Origin of the sequence: Singulisphaera photorubra, assembly GCF_045290345.1 — a bacterium.
Lineage (GTDB): Bacteria > Planctomycetota > Planctomycetia > Isosphaerales > Isosphaeraceae > Singulisphaera.
This window is the reverse complement of record NZ_CP155447.1, coordinates 7015278-7039451: the sequence shown is the minus strand read 5'-3', so window position 1 is coordinate 7039451 and position 24174 is coordinate 7015278. Positions and strand designations below refer to the sequence as shown.

Sequence of the window (24174 nt, the reverse complement as noted above, 5' to 3'; positions counted from 1 at the left end):
ACGGTGGCCAAGTACGGCCGCCCCGGACCGAACTGGCTCGGGTTCGTGAAGAAACTGCGCCGTCTGCTGGGCGACGCGATTCGGCTGAAGAAACGCGACGAGGTGCCTGCCGAGGAATACGCCTCGCGGCGCACGCGTCTGACGGTCCGCCTGGACGAGTTGATCGCCACGGTGTGGGAGGACAAGGATGCCAAGCGGTTGATCAAGCGTCTGCGGCGCCATCGCGATGACCTTTTCACGTTCCTCGATGAACCCGACGTCCCGTTTGACAACAACCACGCCGAACGCGCGATCCGCCCCGCGGTAATGATCCGCAAGAACAGCTTCGGCAATCGGAGCGAACGTGGAGCCGATACTCAAGCGGTGTTGATGAGCGTGTATCGGACCCTGCAACAACGCGGTCATGCCCCGCTCAAAACGTTTGTCGATGCTCTTGCCGCTTACCTCGCTAACGGCCACCTCCCTCCGCTACCGGCCAAAGTAGCTGCAGCCGGCTAAAGTCATACAAGTGCCTGGCTTCTCGCTCCCACAGCCATAACCGTGATGCGACTCTTCCGGCGGGTCTCGAGATCAGCCTCTTTCTTGTCCTCTGACAATCGTGGTAGTCTGACGTCGATCCAGGGCGACTTCGCGATCCCACGAGTTATTCTGCCATGCTCACCCCAGGCCGATTGATCTTGCTGCGCCTCGGTCTCTGTCTCGTCGCGGTGGCCGGGCATGCCCCGGTCGCGTGGGGCGGGCCCGCGGTTGAGGTTTCGTTTCGGCTCCAGGACTTCCGGGGTGCCTGGCACTCGTCGGATGACGTCCGTAGCCGCAAGCTGATCGTGGTTGCGTTCGTGGGGGTCGACTGTCCGGTCGCCAACCGCTATGGGTCGACACTTGCCGAGCTTGCACGCGAGTTCGAGCCAAAGGGGGTCGCCTTCTTCGCCGTCGACGCCAACCGGCAGGATGGTGTCACGGCGATGGGTCGGTTCGCGGACGTCCACAAGCTTCCGTTCCCGTTCCTCAAGGACGCCGGCAACGTGTTGGCCGATCGCCTCGGGGTCGAGCGCACCCCCGAGGTCGTCGTGCTCGACGAGAAACGCACGGTTCGGTATCAGGGCCGGGTTGACGACCAGTTTACCCCGGCCGCACACCGGCCTTCGCCGACGCGCCGGGACCTCGCCAACGCGCTTGAGGAGTTGCTTGCCGGGCGCGAGGTGTCCACCCCGACGACGGAGGCTGTCGGGTGTCGGATCGGCCGCGTGCGTGCGCCGGGGAAGGGCTCGGTGACCTACTCAGGGCAAGTGGCGCGTGTGTTGCGGGATCGCTGCGTGGACTGCCACCGCTCTGGCGCGATCGCCCCATTCGCGCTGACCTCGTACGAGGAGGCGGCCGGCTGGGCCGACACGATCGCCGAGGTCGTCCGCGAGGGCCGGATGCCCCCCTGGCACGCCAGCCCCGACCACGGGAAGTTCCGCAATGAGGCCCGTCTCACCAACGCGGAGAAAGCCGCGATCGCCGCCTGGGCCGCCGACGGCGCCCCCCTGGGCGATCCGCCGGTCGAGCCGCCCGCCCCGACCGCCGTCGCTGACGCCAATGTCTGGCGGATCCCGACGCCCGATCTGGTCGTCGAGTTGCCGAAGACCGTCGAGATCCCGGCGTCGGGTGTCCTCCCCTACCAGAATTTCCTGATCGACCTCAAGCTCGACCATGACGTCTGGGTCCAGGCCACCCAGGTTCGGCCTCAGAACCCGTCGGTCTTGCATCACCTGATCGTTTATGTACTCCCCCCCGGCCAAGCGTCGCAAAACCCATTCGACTACGATTTCCTCGCCGCGTACTCTCCGGGGATGCCCCCACGGATCCTTCCGGAGGGGACGGCCAAGGTGATTCCGGCGGGGGCGAAGCTGCTGGTTCAGGCCCATTACACCCCGCGCGGGACACCGCAGACCGACCGCAGTCGGATCGGCCTGTCGTTTGCCGACCGGGCGACCGTTCGGAAGAGAATGACCTCGGCCGCCGCGATCAACTACCAGTTCCGCATCCCGCCAAAAACCGCCGACTACCCGGTTACGGCCGAGCACCGCTTCAACCAGGACTCCATCCTCTACGCGTTCCTGCCCCACATGCACCTCCGGGGCAAGTCGTTTCGCTACGAAGCCGTCTATCCCGACGGCCGGCGTGAAGTCCTCCTCGACGTGCCCCGTTACGAATTCGACTGGCAAAACGCCTACGTCCTCGACGAGCCCAAGGCGATGCCGGAGGGGACGATCATACGCTGCCTGGCCCGGTTTGATAACTCGGCCGACAACCCGAACAACCCCGACCCGTCTCAGGTCGTCACCTTCGGCGAGCAAACGAACGACGAGATGCTGGTCGGCTACATGGACGTGGCTCTCGGCTACCAGGACCTGAGCGTCCCCGCCCCTTCGGCAACCCCTCGTGGCGACGGCGATTTCGACGTGACGTTCCGCCACCGCCCTCCCGCCGGCACGAAGTCGGTCCAGCTCGCGGCCACCTTCAACAAGGACTTCTCCCCGGTCCAGAAGCTCGACGGCCCCGGCCCCGACGGGCTCTACACCACGACAATCTCCCTGCCACCGGGTCGATACGAGTACAAATACGTTCAAGACGGCAAGCACTACCGCCACGACCCCGCCAACTGGCAGCAGACCGGCTTTTTTAATAACAGCGTGCTCACCATCGGCAAGGCGCCCTGATGAAGTCGTCGCTAGCCATGTGACTGGCGAGGAGTGCCACTCTACGCCGTGAGAGGCCGGTTGCCTCAGGCGGTATTGACCGACGGCGGAATGCCGCGTGCGTTTCGTTATTCTGGACTTATTGCTTGCCGCGTCGCTTCCGTATTCGTATCCGTACCCGGGTGCGATGCGGTCAGGGCCTGGATCAAGTAGTCAAGTTCCCCTTGGAGGACTTCCGGACCATCGACGGTGGAGGCAATCTGGTCATGGACGAGCTGGCGGAATCGCTTCCGGAGACGATGGACGGCGACTTTGAAGGCCCCGTCTGTCATGTCCAGCGAACGGGCCGCCTCGGTGGCCCTCGCGCGGTCCTCAGAAGCGATGAGCCAGCGTTTCAGAATCTCGAACCGCGTTGTCTCGCCACGGGTCCGCGATTCCGCTTGCAGGTCACGCATGGCCTTCTCAACGATGGTCAACGCCCATTGATGGTCGAAATAGGCATCCGGGGGAAATCCATGAGGATCCGCGACATCGAACCGCGCCTGCTCTTGGGGGGCGGATCGACTGCGGCTCGGGCCTGGGTCGAATGACTCTGGCGCTCGGCCACCTCGCCGCTTCTCGGCGAACGAGCGATCAGCGTGGTCGGCCAGGAAATGCTTGGCCGCTCCCAGCAGGTAGGAGCGGAACCGGCCTCGGGTCCGTTCGACGCCCCCCAGGCTGTTCCCTTCGAGCAGCTTGGCGAAAAACGCGTGCGTGAGATCGCGGGCATCGTCGCGGCCCGGTCGGCTGCGTCGCACGAACGCTTCCACCGGGCCGTAGTACGCTTCGCACAAGTCACGCAGCGCGTGTCTCGCTTCGGGAGATTCACCGCGGGTCGCGAGAACCTGAGTCCAACGTGTCGTGCGAAAGTGGTTCGAGGAACGATCGTTCATGGAGTCATCGCATTATTTGTTTGGCGTTGGATTCAGGCGGATCGCCTGGAACCTTGAGTGGCGGCTCGACAGCGGGCATCCTCGGTGGTGAAGCGAAGCGTTCAGGATGCGGGACAAGTCTCGGGGCGACCTGGGCTGGGGCGACTTGGGGCGTCGCGCGTTGAAACTCAATATAAATAGCGATAGTTATCATTCCGCCCACGAACAACAGAAAGCCGGCGAGCAGTTGCGGTCGTGGAGCCAGCTTGTCGCCGCTGAGTGCGCTCTTCAGGAGAATGCCCAGCATCGAACTGGAACCGAAAACGGCGCAAGTGATCCCCGACACCAGGCTCAAAGTCGAGCCCAACCCGCCCCAGCGTGAACTGATCAAGAAAACGAGGACATACATCACCAAGGCGATGGTCATGTGGGAACTGGACGGCCCTCGGAACGGGTCGCTGGGGATGTTGCCAGGCTCGTGGCCGGTCGCGGCCGTGGTGGCGGCGCGGATGGATTGGAACCAATCGGCCACGTATTGGTTGAAGTGCGAGGGCAGGGCGATCAGGCCTTCGTAAGGCGAGAAGATGAGACGATGCGACTGGTCTCCCACCTCGTAGGTCACACTGATGAAGTCAATGCCCGCGGGATTCACAACACGTGGGTATTGACCGATGCTGAGGTTGCGGATCGCGGCCAACGGGATGATTGTGGTCGTGCCGGTGCGTGTGAAGATGAGCTGGCGATCATCGAGGAGCATCTGGCTCTTGCGGCGATATAGGAAGAGTTGACCGTCGAAGGTGCTGAGCTGTTCCGGCGTGGAGACATAGCTCTTGCCCTCGTAGATATAACGCGATGCCGGAATGTCCTCCTTACTGCCGGCTTTGCCTGCGCCAGGTTCGTTGGCCACCGTTTCCAACTGGGTCTGCATCTCCCCGATCGTCTGGTAACGAAGCTCCGGCACGTGCTCCAGGGCCCGCAACACAATGGCGTCGAGTCGCACGTCGACAGACACCTTGCGCGAGGGCGGCTCGAAGGTTCCTATCGGCAGCTCGCCCGTAAGCAACTCGTAAAGCACCACGCCGAGCGAGTAGATGTCCGCGCGATGATCCACCCGCGCGGGTAGGGCCGCCTGCTCGGGCGCCATGTATTGCGGTGTGCCCAGCACGCTCTCCTGCGTGAGGTCCGCGGCGCCCGGAACCGTGACTTCCGAAGCGGGATCGAGCCCTGAGCTCACGATCCGCGCGATGCCGAAGTCCGCGATCTTCACACGGCCTGATTGATCCAGCAGTAGGTTCTCTGGCTTGATGTCGCGGTGCACGATGCCGTGGTCATGCGCGAATTGCAGCGCCTCGCAGATCGAGGGCACAATCGCTAGCGCCTGCTCCGGCGTGAAACGGCCCGCCTTCATCGCCTCGCGCAGGTTGACACCGTCGACGTGTTCCATCAGCAGAAAAAAGAACGGGCCGGCCCGCCCAAAGTCATGCACCGTGACGATATTCGGGTGATTGAGTTCCGCCAGAGCCTGGGCTTCCCGCGAAAACCGTTCGGCAAAGCGGGGGTTGTCCGCGTGCCCCGGCGCAAGAATCTTGAGTGCCACAAACCTCCCAAGCGACTTTTGGCGGGCCTTGTAGACCGCCCCCATCCCGCCTCGGCCGATGAGTTCGATGATTTCCAATTGCGGGAACGCCGGGACCAATTCGCTCAGGGCAGGGGGTGTCCACGGTTCCGCGGACAGGTCGTCCGTCCCCGTCCCAAACGCCACCTGTCTCAGCAGACAGGCAGGACAAAGGCCGCCGGCCACGTCCGGATTCGCAGGTGCCCCGCAGCGCGGACAGTTTGGAATGTTCGTTGTGTCGGTCACGATTGCATCTTGCCTCAGCTCAGGTCCGTTCCCAAGTTTCGCAATGTTCGCCTGCGAGTTACCTGAGGAATCCCAACGCGCCGGTTACACGATCCAATTAAAGGGGGGTGGACCGACCCGATTGTGCCCTCGATGGTGGAGGGCAGGCTTCCTCTCGAATCAACGATGCCTTGGGTTGGGCCGCATCTCAATCGACACACCGCGCCAGGTACGGCGCGGTGCGGCTCTGGGCCGCCGCGGCTACTTCGTTGGGAGTCCCGGACGCGACGATTCGTCCTCCTTCGTCCCCGGCGCCTGGGCCGATATCGATGACCCAGTCGCTCCCTGCCACGACGCGCATCTCATGCTCGACCACGATGACCGTATTGCCCGATTCGACCAGGCCGTCGAGCTGGGTCATGAGCTTTTCGACGTCGGCCGGATGGAGGCCGGTCGTGGGCTCGTCGAGGATGTAGAGCGTATCGCCGCGCTGGGCTCGTTGGAGCTCGGTCGCGAGCTTGATCCGCTGCGCTTCGCCGCCGGAGAGCTCGGTCGCCGGCTGGCCAAGGCGCAGATAACCCAGGCCGACCTCCCTCAGCACGTCGAGCGAATGGAACACCGGTGGCTCCTCGGCGAAGAACTCCCAGGCCGCATCGACCGTCATCGCCAAGACGTCGGCGATGCTCTTCTCGCGGTACTTGATCTCGAGGGTTTCCTCGTGATAACGGGTTCCATGGCAGGCCGCACAGGGCGCATAGACGCTGGCCAAGAAGAGGAGCTCGACCATCACGAAGCCTTCGCCTTGGCACGTCTGGCAACGCCCCTTGGCGACGTTGAATGAGAAGCGTCCTGCGTCGTAATTGCGATCTTTCGCCATCTGGGTGGATGCGAAAAGCTTGCGGATATAATCAAAGAGCCCGGTGTACGTGGCCAGGTTGGAGCGTGGCGTGCGCCCGATCGGCTTCTGGTCGACCTGCACGAGACGTCTCATGGTTTCCAGCCCGGTCGTGATCCGGCCGCCGAGGGTTTCCACGGCCGGCCGCTCCAGCCCGTCGCCGTCCTCCTCGTCGGGCAAGAGGACGTGGCCAAGTTGCTCCGCGACCAGCTCGACCAGCACCTGGCTGACCAGGCTCGACTTGCCCGAGCCCGAGATGCCGGTCACACTCGTGAACACCCCCAGCGGGAAGGCAACGTCGAGGTGGTTCAGGTTGTTTCGCGTGACATCGGCCAGGTGGAGCCAGCCTTTGGGAGGGCGCGGGGCCCTGCGGTGAACCACCTGGTCCTCGAACAGATGGCGACGGGTCTGGGAGGCCTCGACCTGCCTGAGCCCCTCGGGCGGGCCGCTGTAGAGCACGAAGCCGCCGTGTTGGCCGGCAGCCGGCCCCACGTCGACGATCCAGTCGGCATGGCGGATCACGTCGAGATCGTGCTCGACGATGAACAGGGAATTGCCGGCGGCTTTCAGCCGGCCGAGCGCCCGAAGGAGCGCCTCGGTGTCTGCCGGGTGGAGCCCCGCGGATGGCTCGTCGAGCACGTAAACCACGCCGAACAGGTTCGAGCGGACCTGGGTGGCGAGCCGGAGGCGTTGGAGCTCACCCGGCGAGAGAGTGGGCGTGCCACGATCGAGCGACAAGTAGCCAAGGCCGATGTCGATCAGCACGGCGAGCCGCGCGCAGAGATCCTGGGCGATCCGCTCGATCACGATCGCCTTCTCCGGGTGTTCGGTCGTCAGCTTCGCCAGGGCCGCGGCGGTCCCCTCCGCGTACGGACGCAAGATGTCGGCGAGCCGGGCGAGCGGCACGTTGGAGAGAGCGGCGAGATCGAAGCCCGCGAACTTCACGGCAAGCGACTCGGAGCGGAGCCGCTTGCCGTGGCAGAGCGGACACTCACGGCTCAGCATGTACTGGAGTGCCCGCTTCTTCATGAGCGCGCTCTGCGAGTTGGCGAAGGTGTGGAGCACGTGGCGCCTGGCGCTCGTGAACGTCCCCTGGTAGCTCGGCAGGTCCTTTCGGTTGAGCGCTTTTCTGACCTCGCTGGCGCTCAGGCCTGAGTAGACCGGCACCGTCGGCTGCTCGTCGGTGAAGAGGATCCAGTCGCGATCCTTATGGGGGAGTTCTCGCCAGGGCCTGTCGACGTCGTAGCCGAGCGTCATGAGAATTTCGCGCAAGTTCTGCCCCTGCCAGGCGGTCGGCCAGGCGGCGACGGCCCGCTCGCGGATCGTGAGCGAGTCGTCCGGCACCATTGAGCGTTCGGTGACCTCGTAAACTCGTCCCAGGCCGTGACACTCGGGGCAGGCCCCCTCGGCGGTATTGGCCGAGAACGACTCGGCGTAGAGAATCGGCTGCCCGGGCGGATAATCCCCCGCGCGGGAGTAGAGCATCCGGAGCAGATTCGAGAGCGTCGTGACGGTGCCGACGGATGACCGCGTGGACGGCGAGCCGCGTTGCTGCTGCAACGCCACCGCGGGGGGCAGGCCGTCGATCTCATCGACTTCGGGCACACCCAACTGATGGAACAGACGCCTGGCGTACGGGGAAACGGATTCGAGATAGCGTCGCTGAGCCTCGGCGTAGAGCGTACCAAAGGCCAGCGACGATTTGCCCGACCCGGACACGCCCGTGAAGACGACCAAGGCATCGCGTGGGATCCGGATCTCGATGTTCTTGAGGTTGTGCTCTCTGGCCCCGCGAACGTGGACGAACCCCTTGAATGCCTGGCCGGCAGGCTCAAGGGAATGAGAATGATCAGCCCTGTCCATTCGAGTGACTCGCCGTCGCGGAAAGGATAGCCGGTGGAAAAGACTCTGGGGTCGAGCCGTTCCGGTTGACTGAACACAACTTGCGTTCCGTCAGCATACAAAATGCCCATGGGAAACAGGAATCGATCCGCCGAATGCCCCGACGCCCTTATTTCGGATGACCTGCTTCAGGTTTCCTGGGGAACGCTCGGCTGCTTATACGCGGTGCGGACGTTGCTGGTTTCTGGTTACGTTGCCAATAGGCGAAAGAATCGCGGAAGGCTGCCGTTAGCCGTTTCGGGGCAGGGGAGGGCAGTCGGGGGTTGAAGGTTGAGCAATTGCCGGAAAAGTGTCGAATTCGGGCTGGACGTGGCTCGCGATCTGGCCTAGACGGTTTTCGGCAACTGTTGTAGTTTGTTAACGGTCAAATATGGCGAAGCGGGCTGTCACCAAGCAGCTTCGACGACTCACATCTCAGCTTGTCTCAGCTTATCCTGTCTCGACTTTTGCTTCATCGAAGCGACTGTTTCATGGTCGTCGACGGTCCCTGGCCCGCATCTTCGGATGGATTGGGTGGGGCCGGCTTGAACGAGGTCGGGAATGAGCCCATTCCGGGCACTTCTCTTCATGGCCGCCGGCACGGATGTAGCGGCCATCATCAGGCAAGGAGGCCAGTCCAATGGCTCGTCGGACCTTCCTCGGTCGGCTCGCTCGACAGGGCTTACAATCTCTCCCCTCAAAGCGTTTGGCCAAAAAGGACTACCGGCCTCGCATCGAGTCGCTCGATTCGCGACTTCTCCTCTCGACGTTTACCGTCACCAATCCAGGAGATTCCGGACCCGGAACGTTGCGCGAGGTCATCACGCAGTCAAACGCGGACTCGGGACAGCCCAACTCGATCAACTTCAACCTCGACGCCACGCAGCGAACGATCGCGCTGGCGACCCCGCTGCCGGTCGTCACCACCTCTGTGACCATCGACGGCACGAGCGATCCGGCGGCCCCGGACGTGGCCCTCTCGGGATCGGCAGGCGCCGCCGACGGGCTGACGATTCAGGCGAGCAATTCGACGGTCAAGGGACTCGACTTCCACAACTTCTCGGGCACGGCCCTCACGCTTCAGGGCAACGGCATCGTCGTGCAGGGGAACGAGTTCGGAACCGCCAGCGACGGCACGACTCCCGCCCCGAATGGGACCGCGATCCGGATCACGGGGTCGAACCAGACGATCGGAGGCACGGGGGCCGGCCAAGGCAACCTGATCGCCTACAACGGGACGGGCGTTCTGGTCGCCGACCACTCGCACGACAATACGATCGCCGCGAACGCGCTGGTCGCGAACAACGGACCCGCGATCGGGATCACGAATTCCGACCGGAACCGGATCACCGAGAACTCGATCGCCAGTAACGCCGGGCCGGGCATCCTGCTCGATCCCAGGACGGGCGACGTCGCTCCCAATGCGCTTCAGGCGGCCCCCGTGCTCACCTCGGTGGCCGACGCAGGCAATGTCACGGTCACCGGGACCGTCCGCGGGCTTCCGAATACGGGCAATTACCGCGTCGAGTTCTTCGCCAACGCGTCCTCGACTCCAGGCGCCCAGGGCGATACGTTCGTCGGTTCAGTCACCGTGGCGACGGACGAGTCCGGAAACGCGCCGGTGTCGTACTCCTTCGCGCCAGTGGCCGGCAAGCCGGTGGTGACGGCGACGGTCACCGACCCGTTGGGCAACACGTCGGCCTTCTCGGGTCCGAACGCGGCGCCGGTCAACCTGTTGCCCGGCTCTCAATCGCTCGACCAGGACCAGCCCTTGGTCTTCTCGAGCGCACGGGGCAATCTGATTGCCGTGGCCAATCCGTATCGGCCCGACAATACCTTCAAAATCGACTTGTCGGTGAACAGCGGGACCCTGACCCTGTCCGGCCTGCAAGGCTTGACCGGCACCGGTAACGGCACCGCGGCGTTGAGCTACACGGGGACGCTTTCGGAACTGAACCATGCGTTGAATGGGTTGACCTATCGGCCCACCAACCCCTACCCCGGCATCACCACGCTCACGCTGAACACGACTAGCCTGGATGGCCCCGGCCTGGGCGGAGCTCTGTCGAGAAGCGACAGCACGACCATCGACGTCCGTTCGATCAATAACCGGCCTCTCATCAGCTCGTCGTACACCATCCTCAACCAGCAGTCGAACTCGGGATTGGTTCTCACCCCCAATCCGTACGGGGCGCGGAACGTCACGAGCTTCCAGATCACCAAGATCGCCCACGGGACCCTCTATCAGGCCGACGGCGTCACCCCGATCCGCAACAACGACTTCATCACGATCCAGCAGGCGGCCGCGGGCCTGAAGTTCACTCCGGACAACGGCTTCATCGGAGTGGGCAGCTTCAACGCGCAGGCCTCCCGCGATGGTACGGCCAACGGTCTGGCCGGACCCTTGGCGCTGGGCAACATCACGGTGAATCGGGTGGCGATCGCGACCACGCTCACCAGCAGTAATCCCAACTCGATGCAAGGCCAGGCCGTCACCCTCACGGCCACGGTCAGCCCGGCCGTCGCCGGCTCGATCACATTCCTGGATGGGTCGACCTCGCTCGGAACCGTGGCGCTCGCCAACGGGGCTGCCAGCCTGAATCTCACGAACCTCTCCGTCGGCACGCATTCGATCACAGCCTCATATGCCGGCACAGAGGGGAATCCGCAGGGGGTCTCGGCTCCGGTCATCCAGACCGTGACCGCTGCGACGCCCGTCGCGGTGGCCACAACCACGACGCTCGCCAGTTCCAAAACCTCGACGACCGTCGGTGCGCCGGTCACCTTTACGGCCACGGTCAGCCCCTCACCCGGCGGCGGGACCGTGACCTTCCTCGACGGAAACACGATCCTCGGCACCGAGGGCATCGTCGGGAACTCGGCCAGCCTGACGATCCCGGTGCTCACGGCGGGCACGCATAATATCACGGCCAACTTCAACGGCACGACCAACCGAGCACTCAGTCGGTCGGCACCGGTGACGGTGAACGTCCAGAACCCCTCACCTAACGAAACTGGTACTCCGACTCCGACACCAACGCCGACTCCAACACCTACGCCGACTCCGACGCCAACACCTACGCCGACTCCGACACCGACACCGACGCCGACACCTACGGGAACGCCGACGCCGACCCCCACGGGAACGCCGACGCCGACTCCCACGGGAACGCCGACGCCGACCCCCACGGGAACACCGACGCCGACCCCCACGAACGGTGGAATTCAGGCGAATGCAACCCAGATCGCGACCAGCACCACGGTCAAGGTCGAACTCCTTCGGCAACGGCGTAAGCAGTACGCCAAGATCACGGCCCAGGTGTCATCGAGCCAGGTCGGTTCCGTTCCGTCCGGCGGAACGATTACGTTCTTCGGTCCGAGTGGACCCGCTCGTCAGGTGCCTCTGGTCAACGGGGTCGCCGAGCTCAATATCCAGGTCAAAGGACGACGGCCGAAGGGAAGTGTCCTCGCAGCCTATGCGGGAACCAATGCCTTCGGGGCGAGCCAATCGGCAATGACACCACTCTTCGCGCAGGCCCCACGTCGCTTCAGGATGATCTAAGAGTCTGTCTCGTAAGTTCAGGGAAACCGAAAATTGAAGGCCGTTTGGGTGCCACGGGTTCCGTACTCGGAACCCGTGCTCGCCAGGCCAAGGCATTCCCGCATGGGTTCCGAGTACGGAACCGCATGGCACCCAGCAGATCATTCAAAAGCTCCCGTGGGATTCACCTTCGGGGACAGACTCTAAGAGTCTGTGTGGGCGACTCAGGAAAAAAGATGACGAACCGAGGTGTGGTGCTCCACGCCTCGGTTCGTTCCTTTTGATGAGAGGCAGATTTCAAGGCTTCGGTTTGATGAAGAGGACTTCCGCCCGTTCAATCCATCCCTTTCTCAGGTCCATCCGGAACCAGCCGTCGCTGTTTTTCGGGTGGAAGCGGACGGGAGATCGCGGCCCTAACTCGGCCAGGTCGTACTCCACCCAGGTCTTGCCCATGTCCGGCGAATACGCGATGCCCGTGGCGAAGGTGGACGCGGGAGCGCAATGACCGGCCAGGATCACGCCGTCTTCGATGATCATGTTGGCCATTTCGAATTCTGCGTTGAAGAGCTGGGTGTGCTTCTTCGGATCGGTGAAATCGGCGGGCGAGCAGCGAAAAATACCGCGGTCGTGCTTCTGGCCGTCCGGCTTGGGGCCGTTCGCGTCCGCAGCCCAGTAGAGTTGGCCATCAACAAAATTGATGCCGCCGGACTTGTAACGCGAGTTCGAGTTCACCGACACCAGGACCCGCCAGTCCCATGCGTCGGTCCGCGCGTCATACACCCCGCGCAGCCAGTGGCATTCGTTCCCTTTGCCGCGATCGATGTCCCCGGTGCAGGCGTAAAAGGCCCGCTCGGCGGGATGATACACCACCGCGTGGATGTGCCGGCAAATGACTGGATTGGTGGGATCACCGAGGAACGATTCAGGCTTGGTCCCCTTCTCCTGGAAATGGGGATTCCGCCCGAACGAATAGGCAATTTTGACCGTCTGTCCGCCGTCGGTCGAGTAGTAGATATTTGCCGGCACCGGCCCGCCGAGCACGTTGCAGTAGTTTCCCCACACCAGCATTTCCGAGCCATCGATTTCCCAGGTGTGCACACCGTCGAGCGGATGGAAATACCAGCCAGGCTGATCCGGATTCTGCGGCGTATGCGGGAGGTAATCGCCGCCTTCGCGGTTCTTGACGATGATCTCTCGGTGGGTGGCGAGATTGTCGGTGCTCAAGAACAGTTTTTCGCGCGTGGCGAAGAGGATGTTCCCGTTCTTCAGGAGGCAACTGAAGGTGATGTTATTCGCATCGGGAAACGCCGCGCTGTGGGCCCAGGTCCGGCCATTGTCTTCCGACAGGAAAACCTTCCCGTCGCTGAATCCGAAAGCCTTGTTGTCGCGCTGCGAATCGATGTAGGGCCCCGCCGGCGCCAGGCGATACCAGAAGTGCTTGGTCTCACCGGTCGTGGCGGCGTCGGCGGCGTGGAGTTTGGAGATGCCAGGGCTCAACAAGCCTCCGACCGTGGCCGCCGCGGCGGCGGTTCCCAGAAATTCGCGGCGATTGAAAACTGTTTGCGCGTTGATGTTTCGGATGAGACTGTTCCTCCGAACGGGGACAATGAGGTTCGGGATATCCACGCGGAGCGGCGATATTGCTTCCGCTGGGACTTTCTGTTCCGGCAGTGTAATGGCGAGCATCGCCGTCATCAAGGAATTCTCGGACGCTCCGGATCGAGCCATTTTTCCCTGCTTCATCGCGATTGGCCGTGGCGTCATCGTTGGCTTGGATTTTGCCAGCCTGGTTCGTCTGGAAAGTTTACGCTTGAGTCGTGATGTGAAATATTGTAAGATTATTGATATTGTTAGCGTGTTGTAATAAATGATGCTTGAGTTTTTTTCTTCAAAGAGCCGCAAGTGGGCGAGAATCTCGATGGATTTCCGACCCGGTCGAATCCGTAGCACGGCCGGCCCGGCTGTATTCCCCTGGATCACGTCGGGCGTCCGATCGGGCGTTGCGATTATACAATGTGCGGAATGTGGGGAATGTGATGCTTGTGAGGAGGGTGGTCGCTAGGCGCTCATGATGGTCGTCGTGCAACCAAGGCGGTGACCTTGGAGGTGGCCGGACTGCCGGCCTGTTTCCCGATGCGGAGACCTGGCGGCAACGGCGCAAGCCTGGGCTTGATAAGGATCTCGATGCGGTCAGCCGCTCCGTCTGTGCGTCCCGTCTCGGGTTCGGCATCGGACTTGTGATGGAGACGTAGTCGCGATCCCCATCATTTCGCTCGGGCCGGGTCACAACGGTCGGCTCGGGTGAGGATAGCGGGGAAGGGAATCTCTACTTATCCTCGGGAGGCGGCATGCATATTGGTCTCAGTCTCCGCGGCGCGATGGCCTGCGTCCTCTTGGCGTTGGTCCCATCGACCCGGGAGGTTGTGGCGGCGGAGGCGGTCCGACCGGTCCCTCTCGGCGGCAGTCTGGGCGGCCAGACCGGCGACCAGTCCTACGGCGTCTACGTCCCGACCCGCCACGGTGGGACGCTCACCATCAAGGCAGGCGCGGGCACGATCGAGGCGCTCACTGGCCCCGATGGGCGGCCACGTACCAACGGCCAGGATCTCGGCGGGCCGAACGCTCAAGGCTGGTACACGTTCAAGGTTTCCGGCGTCGGACCGGGCAAGCCGTATGCGGTCGAGACGGCCTTCGTGCAGGTCGGGCAGGCGGCGCGGATGCCCTGGAACTACTACTACTGGCCGACGAAGGGCGACTCGATCCACGAGCCCTGGTCCGGCGGCAACGGGCGAGTCGACACCCCGAGCCCGGCCGGCGACGATCTCATGGTCGTCGCCTACGGGGCTTCGATTGCGCCCGGACAGGATATTATCCTGCCCGGACCCAACGGCCTGCTTGAGAGTCGGCCGGCTCCTGGCGATACCTCGACCTGGTTTCCCAACCTCTATGACGATCTGACCTTCCTGGGCGCCGACGGCGTTTCGTATCAGACCCCCGCGCCCTTGCTCAAGTTCGACCAGCTCTTCGGGCTCTCATCGCGGAGCTGGGAGGCGGCGTACAGTCAGACCCAGGGCATTCAGCGCTGGCCGGGGCACTGTCTCGGAGGGGCCATCGCCTCGATCATGCTGAATGAGCCGCAGCCGGCGCCGGGCGCGGGAATGTCGCGAGATGAGTTGAAAGCCCTCTGGGCCGAGCTCGGCGAAAACCATCTGAACCACAGGATCGGCGACAACGCCAATAACATTCCAGCCGGCCCGCCCCGGCCCGGCTCTGATGCGTGCGACCTGTACGTGCCGCGGTTCCATGCGATGCTCGAGCGGCACATCCGTGCCCGCAAGCAGGCCCTGCTCGGGAACCTGCGGGCGTTTCCCCCCACCGGCGGGCCCGACGAAGTCTGGAACCATGGCATCGGCAAGTACACCGCCAGTTTCCACGTGATCCCCGGCGCGGGCGCACGGCGGGTTCGGATCGAGCTGGAGTTGGTCGCCAACACGGGCTCGAACCTGAATGACCAGGACCCAAAGCCGAGGATCAATAATTATGAGTATATCCTGGTTTACGGGGTCGACGGTGAGGTCGATGAGTCGGCCGTGGCCCTCTGCGACTGGTTGGCCGTGGGCGGCGATGCGTTGTATGCGCCGTTGAACATCCTCGAAGTCGCCGAGAGCCGCTGGCAGGGCCACAACCCGATGGTCACCGAGGCGAACGTCCGCGCGCTCGACGCAAGCAATGGCGGCGGCGCGAAGTTCACCGGCGCGGCGCCGACCTTCCGGCCGGTGGCGACGAATGAAGCGAGCCGGTCACCCCTCGCCTTCCCCCCCATGACCGGCGGCGATTCGGCTCCCCCGCGGATCGCGGACAGCATCCCAACCCCGCCGCGCCGGGGCCTGTTCCGTTTCGGTCGTGACTGAGTCGAGTAAGAAAAAAGGGGGCAGGAGCCGATCTACAGCGGTTTACCAATGGGTTGCGTACAACGAAGGAAAAAAGGGGACAGGCTCCCGGCCCGCGGGTCCCTTGGCACAGTCTGTTCCACGTAGCGGCCGGGTGCCTGTCCCCTCTTTCCGTGCGCCAGCCGAACACCAACCGCTGTAGCCGAATCATGAGGAGAAACTTCAATGATCGGCTCCTGACTCCCAATTCTGCTCCCTTCTTCCCTGGCTGACCCTCGCATCGCGCGGTTCAATGGTCAGTGTGAGAAGAGATAGCGTCCCCAAAGTAAAGGGAGCATCGCAAGCCAAAGCGCTCCCACGATCCGGCCTGCCCGATCAATCCAGGTTGGCTCGGCCCGCCACTGTCCACTCCATGCGAGATGAGTCCAGACGGCCAGCACCGCAACACCGACTGGGTATGCGACCAACTCGAAGAAGCTCATCATTCCGTAGCGGCCACGGATTCCAATGACTGTCATGACCGTTCCAGCCACGCTGCCTGTCGCGGCCGCACAACACCCCACCCAGCCTGGCTGAAAGGCCAAACGGCGCGGCCTCGGGGGGCGAAGTCGAAGGGTTACGATCCCGAGGGTCCACGCGGCGAGCAGGGGCGACAGGTAGAATGCCCAGTTCGACGCCGTGACCGAGGCCCAGCCGAGCCAGGGCGATGGTGTGATCGGCGCGTAGGGGTAGGTGAAGACCTCATTGGCCGGTGCCAACGCACGCATTCCTCCCAAGCCGACTGCCGTCGCGGCAATGAGGATGAGAAGGTCCAACACCGTAAATGGCCGCTCTGGGCGATTCAATGAAGCTTTGTCCTTGATTCACGTTCGCATCCGGTCGGGCGATATCACGTTCGCACGGCTCCACCCCACTGGACGGCAATGACAAATGTAGCAGTTGTTGCGGTGGCTCGCAAGAGGTGGTAAAGAGGACCGTGATTCAATCTGGATGAGTTAAAAATTATGATCGTAGTGACTTGTTTTCGGTTCTATTGATTTCATGTTTGCGGAATTGCGAATTGGGATGATTCATGAGGCCAGCTTTTCCGTTGAAGTGAAAGATGCGTTAGGATTGTAAGTGCATGCTCCTTCTAGCCTTGCACGCTGACGAGGATGGGGAAGGTGCGCCGTGAGGTCGAGGGCCGTGGCGTGTGGGGGCCATCGAGGCGTTCGATCCTCTGGACACGGGCATTCGGCCCAGGTTCAATTGGCGTTGAGAAGGCCCGGGCGAGGGCCCGGACGGCACGGTCAGCGCTCAATTGGGAAATCCCGGAGAAGATGCACGATGTCCTTGAATTGCCTGATCATCGCAGCAATTTTTGTTGCGGTCGACGAACCACCAATTCAGTCTGGTGCTCAACGCTTCGTGGAACGAGCCGAAGCCGAGTTAGAGTTACTCTCAGAGCTGGTAGAACGGGCGAAATACCATAAGGAGATAGATGAAACCGATGAGCATATTCGGCTGCACGAAGCGGCTGGCGCCATTGCAAAGAAGCGACGCGTTGAGTTTGTTCGTCAAGCAGTCCAATTCGATGGTCAAAAACTTCCAGGGGAGATCACTCGCAAACTCGCACGCATGAAGCTTGCCGAGACACTTCCGGCTCCCTCGGACCCCGCAGCCAGCCGAAAGTTGAGTTCGATCGTCGCTGGGATTGAGAGTAGTTATACAAGGGCAACGGCTGGTCTCACGCAGCCGCCCAGTCGAAAAAAAGCGGAACTTTATCGTGTGATGCAAGAATCGAGAGACACGAAGGAATTGCTTGAGGCCTGGTCGGAATACAATGCTCACGCACGATCGTTTCGCCCTCAATATCAGGAGATGGTCAAGCTAGCGAACGACGGAGCGAGCGAGCTCAATTACAAAGACGTCGGTGTCTTATGGCGTTCCCACTATGACATGGCCCCGGATGAGTTTCTGAAAGAGTACGAACGGTTGTGGAGTCAAATTCAGCCCCTTTATGAGGCGCTGCACTGCCACGTTCGAGCCAAACTTCGAGAAAAGTACGGTGCCATTGTCCCGGAGAAAGGCCCCATACCGGCGCATTTGCTTGGCGACATGTGGGCACAGTCCTGGACTGGTATCAATTCCCTCGTAACTCCGGGGGACGCTCTCTCGGCCATTGACGTCACGGCACGCTTAAGAGAGAAGGGTTATACGCCGTACAAGATGGTTCACACCGGAGAAGGCTTCTTCATGTCGTTGGGCTTCCCCAGGTTGCCTTCGGAATTCTGGGAGCGATCGCTGTTCAGTCAACCGGTTGGTCGGACCGTGAATCCCCAGCCCTCCGCGTGGCCCATCGATCCAAAGCATGGCGACGTGCGGTTGAAAATGTTAATCGAAACTAATCAGGACGATTTTAATACAATTCATCATGAACTCGGGCATGTTTACTATTATTTGGCCTGTAAAGACCAGCCATTCCTCTTTCAGGATGGTGCAAACCCAGCGTTTCACGAGGCCTTGGGAGACGCCGTAGCACTCTCGATCACTCCCGATTATCTCAAGACGATCGGGCTTCTTGATGAAGTCCCGCGTGCGGACGATGATCTCCCGTTTCTTTTTCGCACGGCACTCGAAAAAATCCCGCAGCTCGCCACGGCAATTGTTGTCGATATGTGGCGTTGGAAAGTCTTTTCTGGAGAGATTCCTCCTGGAAACTACAATGCTGGTTGGTGGGAGCTGCGTCGCAAGTATCAAGGCGTGAGTGAACCCATCGACCGGACAGAGGCAGACTTCGACGCTGGGATGTTCTTCCACATTGCCAACAATGTCCCCTACGATCGTTACTTCGTGGCATCCATCCTTCAGTTCGATATCCATCGCGCATTATGCGAGAAGGCAGGGCACACGGGTAGCCTACATCGAGGTTCGATTTATGGGAATCGCGCAGCTGGGGAGAGTCTGCAGCGGGCACTTGCCCACGGAGCGAGCCAACCGTGGCAAGATACCATGTACGAATTGGCCGGACGCCGCAATATTGAAGCGTCCTCCATTGTTGAGTACTTTCGTCCAGTGATGAATTGGCTTGCCAAGCAAAATGAAGGACGCACTTCCGGTTGGTGATCACGTCGCGCGGTCGGATCGCGCCAGGCCCTGTAGACGGCGGGCTGCCCCACCTCATTTGTGAGAGGAGGCGGTGCGCCGATCGGTCAGGGGCTTTGTCCCGGCGTGTCTTTGCTCCCCACTACCCGGGCGCCGAATCGAGAAGTAACGATGAGTAACGGCTTCGAACTGCCGCCCAACATCGGGCGGCAGGTTCAGTATTAAGAGCAGCAGCATAATCAGGTCGCATCAGTGGCCATGCGCTCCGATTGGGAAGTCTGGGGTCTTTAGTAAGACCGCAATCCTGTCCTCGAGTCTTGACAGTTTGCTCAAGTCTCCTGATTTGCCCCATTTTGGTGCAAGGCCACGACTGTCCCTCCGCTCAGGCCCTAAGTGTTATTGAATTCTTCGAGCTCGACTGGCAGGCTCGTCGCCTTGAATTCGGCAACTTGATCTATCCAAACATTCCTTTGCTTTCACAGAGTTTAATAAGCTTGTCGGCCAATTCGGGAACTTGATCTGTATTGTAAACCAAAGTCAGGCAAATGTTCACAATCGATTTGTCGTCATTTTTTTTTAAAATCAAATAGCCAACAATGAATGAGCTCGTCATAAAGGCTGAATAACGAGTAGCTTTTAGCGTTCTCGAATACTCCAGTCATCTCGCGATCTGACGGCATCGTGAAAATGCAATCTAAAATTGTGCCTGAATGAGCAGCCAGCGATTGGAGCATTTGTATGCGTTCGTCATCATCAGTGTCAAGGTAAGAGAAAATGACAATTCCATCAAAGTCTTTTACGTAGAGATGCCTTGATTTGCATTTTAATGCTGTTAGTATGCATGCGAAGAACTGCTGCTCGTGCCCTTTCATCTTGAGAATAGGAAGTGACCTGTTGTTTGCTAGCGTAATAATGTCGCCCAATTTCATGTGTGATTCTCCTTGGGTATGCATCAGTGGGTATTTGCTTCGAATGGGAAGTCTGGGGATTTGGTGAGACCGCAATCTTGCCCGCGAGTCTTGACAGTTTACCCAAATCTCCTGGTTGGCCCCGTTTTGGTGTATGGCCACGACTGTCCCTCGTGGCTCGAGTCGCGAGTGCGTTGTTCCCCGTTGTCTCCAAGTCGACCGGTTGGTGCGGTTCATGAGGGCCATTTCCCGGCCGGGCAGTCCTCGTGGGGCAGTCGAGCCTTGGCGGCGGAGATGCAGCCGCAGACCCGACAGCGCACGCCCGTGAACATGTCGCAGGGCGTGCATGTTGCCAGCCGCGCCCGGTAGATTTCCAAGGGGACCGTCTTGAATCCCGAGCCGGCAAATGCCGCGGCCGCCTTCGTGGCCGTCAGAGCCATCCGAAGCAGGCCGGGGCCGGCCGTGGTCGGGGCCTGAGGCCGGAGATTGGTCGAGATCACGCTTGCATCGAAGTCCCCTCCCTCGCTCAGAGCCGGCGCTGTCGAGGCGTTGCCCGACCGATAGCCGGCCAGATGCTGAGCGTATGGCTCGGCTTGCGGCTTCCCCAGTCGGCGGAGCAGATCGACGGCCTCTTCCCCTCGCGCGATGGCCCGGTCCGGTCGGCCGAGCTCGGCATGGGCGATTCCGGCATACCAGAGTAGCATGGCCTCGTGCTGGGCGTCCCCCAAGCCGCGGGCGATCGCCAGCGCCTGCTCGAAGTGATTGAGAGCCCTGGCGTGGTCGCCCCGCCCTTGTTGCGCGAACCCCAGGTGTTCCAATGCGACTTTCTCAGCGTAGTGGTCGCCGGCCTCGCGGGAGTAGCCGAGCGCCGGCCCGAGGATCGCGATCGCCTGTTCCGGTCGGCCGAGCATCAGGGCCGCCTGGGCCAGGTTGATCGTCGCGTCGAGTTCCCGAGACCGATCACCGAGCAGGCGTGCCCCGTTGATCGCTTCCTCCAGGAGCGACGCCGCGGGCTGGGCGTCGCGATTGTGCAGGTAGGCGACGGCGAGGTCGATCAAGGCCGTGACTTCGCGAGAACGATTGCAGGCCTGACGCGCTTCCCTCAACGCATGGTTGGCGATCTGGAGGGAGGGAATCACCGGTGGAAGGTCGGTCAGAGCCGGCTCGGTCTTGGCCTGATCCGATTCGACGCCGATCACCACGTAGAGGTCTCGGCCAATCCGCCGGATTTCATGTAAGGCTGGCCATCGCCCCTTAATCCGTGCCTCATCGAGCGAGCCCGTCTCGTCCTCGGCCCAGACGAGCCTGAGGTCAGTCCGCCTCGGCCCGGATCTCTCACAATTTCCTCCGCCGGGGAGCGTCCAACTCGGCTCGGCTTTCGTCCTGACCAGGCGTCGGAGCAAGGCCGATACTCCAACCCCAACTCGCTGCCGCGCCGGGGTCAAGACGGCGGCCACGGAGGCGATACCTTCGCTCGAGGTCACCGTCGCGCCGGCCGCCGTGCCCACGCGATCCCAGTGCCGGAATCCGTTCGCCCTCGCGCCGGGGAGCCAAAGGACGAGTCGGCCATCTCCCGAGGCCGACTCGGTCAAAACCCCATCGCTGAGTATCAAAGGACGTCCGTCGGGAAGCTCACTCAATCTTGTTCCCCATTGTTAGTCATTATATAAAAGATCGCTCATTCCTAAGTATTTGGTCTGAGCATGCGTTGGCTTTTATGTTTCGGGACCGAGTCGGCGTGGGGCATAGCACGGATTCCTTCCGCAAAGCGGAGAATCGGGCTACGGGCATAAACTTACCTAGGTCACGCAGGCTGCGCAGTGAATTAAGAATGTCCCCATTTTGTCCCGATATCAATCGCTCCCGAGTGTTTGATCAGGCTCTGGTTTGACTTTCCTTTTGCAAGGCAGAATCGGTGTGGTGCATATTACGAATTCCTTCCGCAGAGCGGAGAAGCGTGCTACGGGCATAAACCTACCCATGCCGCGCAGACTGCGTCGCAAATTAGGAATGCCCCCCATTCTTGCTGAGGATGTTGTTCTCTTCGTTGGCTTTCAAAAACGAAAAGTCGGTCTGTCTAGAGATATTGTTTTTGCCGTGAAAAGAGCAACGTCTGGATGTTACGACCAGTCGGTCTAGCGGCGGGACCTATAGATTGGCTTGGGAAGAAGTGGTCGTGACTGAGGAGGATTTGGAAAGTGCGCATGTAAACGAATTCGATGTTTGATTACTCGTATGACTTCTCGATCTTATTGAAATCTCGGGCTGCGATCCACTGCATAGGATTATGGGTGGGAAGGTCGCGAGCCTTGTTCAGATGTGGAAGTGCTTGGGCCCATTTTTGACGAGACAAGAACAGTTGGCCGACAACAAAGTGGTATTCCTTTAATCGCTCTTCGATTCTTGGGATTTCTAAAGGGTTGAGATCCGGTTCTGGTAGGTTAAGAGATGGGGTTGAAAGCAACTCCTGTTCGTCGATTTCTCCTACTAGATACCGGGCGAGCGGGACCGGCCAGTCTCTCCTTTCGCAAAAAGGGAGCTGCGATGGACCTTCAGGAGACTTAACCGAATACCAATCCAGATACTTTTTGACCACGTCAGTACTGCTCGTGATGTTTCCTTGGAATTGCATGGCAATGTATATAAAGAGACTAATTCAAGTGATTCGTTTGGGCATAATTGATACTGGTGATCTAAGTCGAGACAAGAAAAATCCGCAATCGCCTCTTCCCAGTAATGCAAATAGAAGTAGATATAGCCGCGTTCTTCGCGATACCACTTTGCTTTGGGATTTAGTCGAATCGCCTCCTCCAAGTCCGGCAAGGCATTCTCGGGTTGCACCTCAGGGTTTGAAAACAAGAGCACGCGTGCACGCTCATAATAGAATAGTGGTTCATCAGGTTCAAGACGGATCGCTTTGTTCAAATCATTCAGCGCTTTGCCTAGCTCTCCAAGGCTGGCAAAAATAAGCCCACGCGAGCAACGATGATAGGGATTGCTTGGGTCGATCTTTATTGCGCGACTGTAGTCGCGAATTGCTGATTTATACTTGTGATTTGATTTGAAAAACCAGCCTCTCGCATTATAAGCTCTAGCATTGCCAGGGTCTAATCTGATCGCGTGATTGAAATCGTCGCGTGCAAAACCGACATGCCCCAAAAGCTCATTGATGATTCCTCTGCTCACCCAGAACTCAGGCTCGCGGCCATCCAGTTCGATCGCTTGACTAAAATCTTGGAGCGCGAGCTTCAGTTGTCGTGCCTCGTGGTAAGCCCGCCCTCGATCATAAAACAGCCAAGCGTCGATTGGGTTCTCGGTGATCATTCTTGTAATGTGCTCTATTTGTTCTATTTTGCGAAATGAGCTCATAACACGACTCTAGTGCCAAAGTGGTCAGTGTAGGGGCCAGGGCCAGCGCATACTTAAGTGCTGGGATCAAAGTACTTCGGTAGAGCGGCCTCTAGAAACAAGGGCGGATTCGAGGGTTTTTGGGGATTTGGGGGCTGCTTTGGCGGCACGATGTTTCCCACTCTTCCCGACCGCCGCCTCGTACTGACGCCGGAGATCAATGTCTTTTTGGGGGTTTCTGTCTGATTTCGTAAAGTTCTTTCCATCAACGAGAAAGTGTGCGCTGGCCCTGGCTTCCGGCTTGGCTCCTCCTGAGACCTTCGGAACGGCTTGCGAGGACCGGTGCCTGTCCCGTTTTTCCGTGCGAAAGCCGAGGGGAAACCGCTGTAGATGTCCGTTTCGTAAACTCCCAGCCGGTTCCAATCGTTGCCAGCTAAGAGTCAATAACAGAATGAGCGTAGCAGTCCTAAATCAGGGTAGCTACGCTCATTAAGTTAGGGTCTCCTAAGGGCTTGCAATACAGGAGCTGATGAAAAACTTACGAAACGGGCATCTGAGAGTAGGCGAAGGGATCTGGAATCACCATGTCATACCCGGATAATCCGTCCAGAACTGCCCTGGACCACTAGTTGGCGACCAAGTCGCCCCCTCTTCTTTCATCATGTCCTCCAATTCCCAGAGCCTGTCTCTTTGCCATTCCTTGATTCGATCGCCAAATTGGTCGTCTAAAATTCCAAGGCAGAACATGACGCCACCTCCTTTGCCCATGCCGGGGGGCATTCGAGGCCCCCCACGTCCCATGCCTCCAGGAAGTCCTGGTATGCCGCGACCAGGCCCACCTGGTAGTCTTGTACCTCCTCCAAGAGGCCCCCCTGGGAGCCTCCCCATCCCTCTACCACCTCCACTCGGCCCGCTTCGTCCCTTTCCACCGCCCCCACCGCGAGGCTTTTGTCTTGCACCCCATTTCCCAGAACGATCAGCCTCGGCAGATGGGTCGCCGGTTGTCCCGCCCTGGCCGTCGGTCGTCACCGGAGCATAACCCAGCTTTGTTCCAGGTCGCTCGACAACACGTTGTTTCTCCTGCTTCCCTTCCGATATGTAATGAAGGTCATAGTGGTTAGGAAGGACGGGGCCGTCTGGAGTCTTTGAAGTGGTCCCCAATGTCCAGACCACTCGGCCCGGTTTTTAAGTTATG

Annotated in this window: 14 protein-coding genes; 5 read left to right on the top strand and 9 right to left on the bottom strand. The window is 60.6% G+C overall.

Annotated elements, in window-relative coordinates:
• Positions 1-3: 3 nt before the first annotated feature.
• Together V5E97_RS26430 and V5E97_RS26425 are read left to right on the top strand one after the other, a co-directional pair.
• The gene (locus tag V5E97_RS26430; RefSeq protein WP_406694574.1) at positions 4-498 is read left to right on the top strand and encodes an IS66 family transposase; all 495 of its coding nucleotides are present in this window, start codon (positions 4-6) and stop codon (positions 496-498) included.
• 155 nt (positions 499-653) lie between these two features.
• Positions 654-2702 (top strand): redoxin domain-containing protein, encoded by a 2049-nt coding sequence (locus V5E97_RS26425; RefSeq protein ID WP_406694573.1) that lies wholly within the window; start codon positions 654-656, stop codon positions 2700-2702.
• 107 nt (positions 2703-2809) lie between these two features.
• Here V5E97_RS26425 and V5E97_RS26420 read toward each other — a convergent pair whose 3' ends face one another.
• The 3 genes from V5E97_RS26420 to V5E97_RS26410 all read right to left on the bottom strand — a co-directional run bounded on the left by V5E97_RS26420 (position 2810) and on the right by V5E97_RS26410 (position 8190).
• A complete protein-coding gene (locus V5E97_RS26420; RefSeq protein WP_406694572.1) occupies positions 2810-3613 on the bottom strand; it encodes an RNA polymerase sigma factor in 804 nt (267 codons plus the stop codon).
• Between the two features lie 4 nt (positions 3614-3617).
• On the bottom strand, positions 3618-5453 hold the full coding sequence (locus tag V5E97_RS26415; RefSeq protein WP_406694571.1) for a serine/threonine-protein kinase: 1836 nt from the start codon (positions 5451-5453) through the stop codon (positions 3618-3620).
• A 187-nt stretch (positions 5454-5640) separates the two neighbouring features.
• Positions 5641-8190, bottom strand: coding sequence for an excinuclease ABC subunit UvrA (locus V5E97_RS26410; RefSeq protein WP_406694570.1), 2550 nt, complete (start codon positions 8188-8190; stop codon positions 5641-5643).
• Positions 8191-8848: 658 nt separating this feature from the next.
• Here V5E97_RS26410 and V5E97_RS26405 point away from each other — a divergent pair.
• Positions 8849-11770 carry a beta strand repeat-containing protein gene (locus tag V5E97_RS26405; protein ID WP_406694569.1) on the top strand — a complete coding sequence of 974 codons (2922 nt, stop codon included), beginning with the start codon at positions 8849-8851 and terminating at the stop codon, positions 11768-11770.
• A gap of 276 nt (positions 11771-12046) precedes the next feature.
• Here V5E97_RS26405 and V5E97_RS26400 read toward each other — a convergent pair whose 3' ends face one another.
• Positions 12047-13477 (bottom strand): twin-arginine translocation signal domain-containing protein, encoded by a 1431-nt coding sequence (locus tag V5E97_RS26400; protein ID WP_406694568.1) that lies wholly within the window; start codon positions 13475-13477, stop codon positions 12047-12049.
• 620 nt (positions 13478-14097) lie between these two features.
• On the opposite strand from V5E97_RS26400, the gene V5E97_RS26395 reads away from it, so the two are divergent.
• Entirely contained in the window at positions 14098-15660 is a 1563-nt protein-coding gene (locus tag V5E97_RS26395) for a hypothetical protein (RefSeq protein ID WP_406694567.1), read from the top strand.
• A gap of 275 nt (positions 15661-15935) precedes the next feature.
• Here V5E97_RS26395 and V5E97_RS26390 read toward each other — a convergent pair whose 3' ends face one another.
• Positions 15936-16457 (bottom strand): hypothetical protein, encoded by a 522-nt coding sequence (locus tag V5E97_RS26390; protein ID WP_406694566.1) that lies wholly within the window; start codon positions 16455-16457, stop codon positions 15936-15938.
• A 508-nt stretch (positions 16458-16965) separates the two neighbouring features.
• On the opposite strand from V5E97_RS26390, the gene V5E97_RS26385 reads away from it, so the two are divergent.
• On the top strand, positions 16966-18744 hold the full coding sequence (locus V5E97_RS26385) for a M2 family metallopeptidase (RefSeq protein WP_406694565.1): 1779 nt from the start codon (positions 16966-16968) through the stop codon (positions 18742-18744).
• A gap of 545 nt (positions 18745-19289) precedes the next feature.
• On the opposite strand, the gene V5E97_RS26380 is transcribed toward V5E97_RS26385, so the two are convergent.
• The 4 genes from V5E97_RS26380 to V5E97_RS26365 all read right to left on the bottom strand — a co-directional run bounded on the left by V5E97_RS26380 (position 19290) and on the right by V5E97_RS26365 (position 23726).
• Positions 19290-19652, bottom strand: a complete 363-nt coding sequence (locus tag V5E97_RS26380) for a hypothetical protein (RefSeq protein WP_406694564.1) — start codon at positions 19650-19652, stop codon at positions 19290-19292.
• Positions 19653-19864: 212 nt separating this feature from the next.
• Positions 19865-21271: a tetratricopeptide repeat protein gene (locus tag V5E97_RS26375; protein WP_406694563.1), complete on the bottom strand. Its 1407-nt coding sequence runs from the start codon at positions 21269-21271 to the stop codon at positions 19865-19867.
• Between the two features lie 847 nt (positions 21272-22118).
• The gene (locus V5E97_RS26370) at positions 22119-22955 is read right to left on the bottom strand and encodes a tetratricopeptide repeat protein (protein WP_406694562.1); all 837 of its coding nucleotides are present in this window, start codon (positions 22953-22955) and stop codon (positions 22119-22121) included.
• A 603-nt stretch (positions 22956-23558) separates the two neighbouring features.
• Positions 23559-23726, bottom strand: coding sequence for a hypothetical protein (locus tag V5E97_RS26365; RefSeq protein ID WP_406694561.1), 168 nt, complete (start codon positions 23724-23726; stop codon positions 23559-23561).
• Positions 23727-24174: the final 448 nt, after the last annotated feature.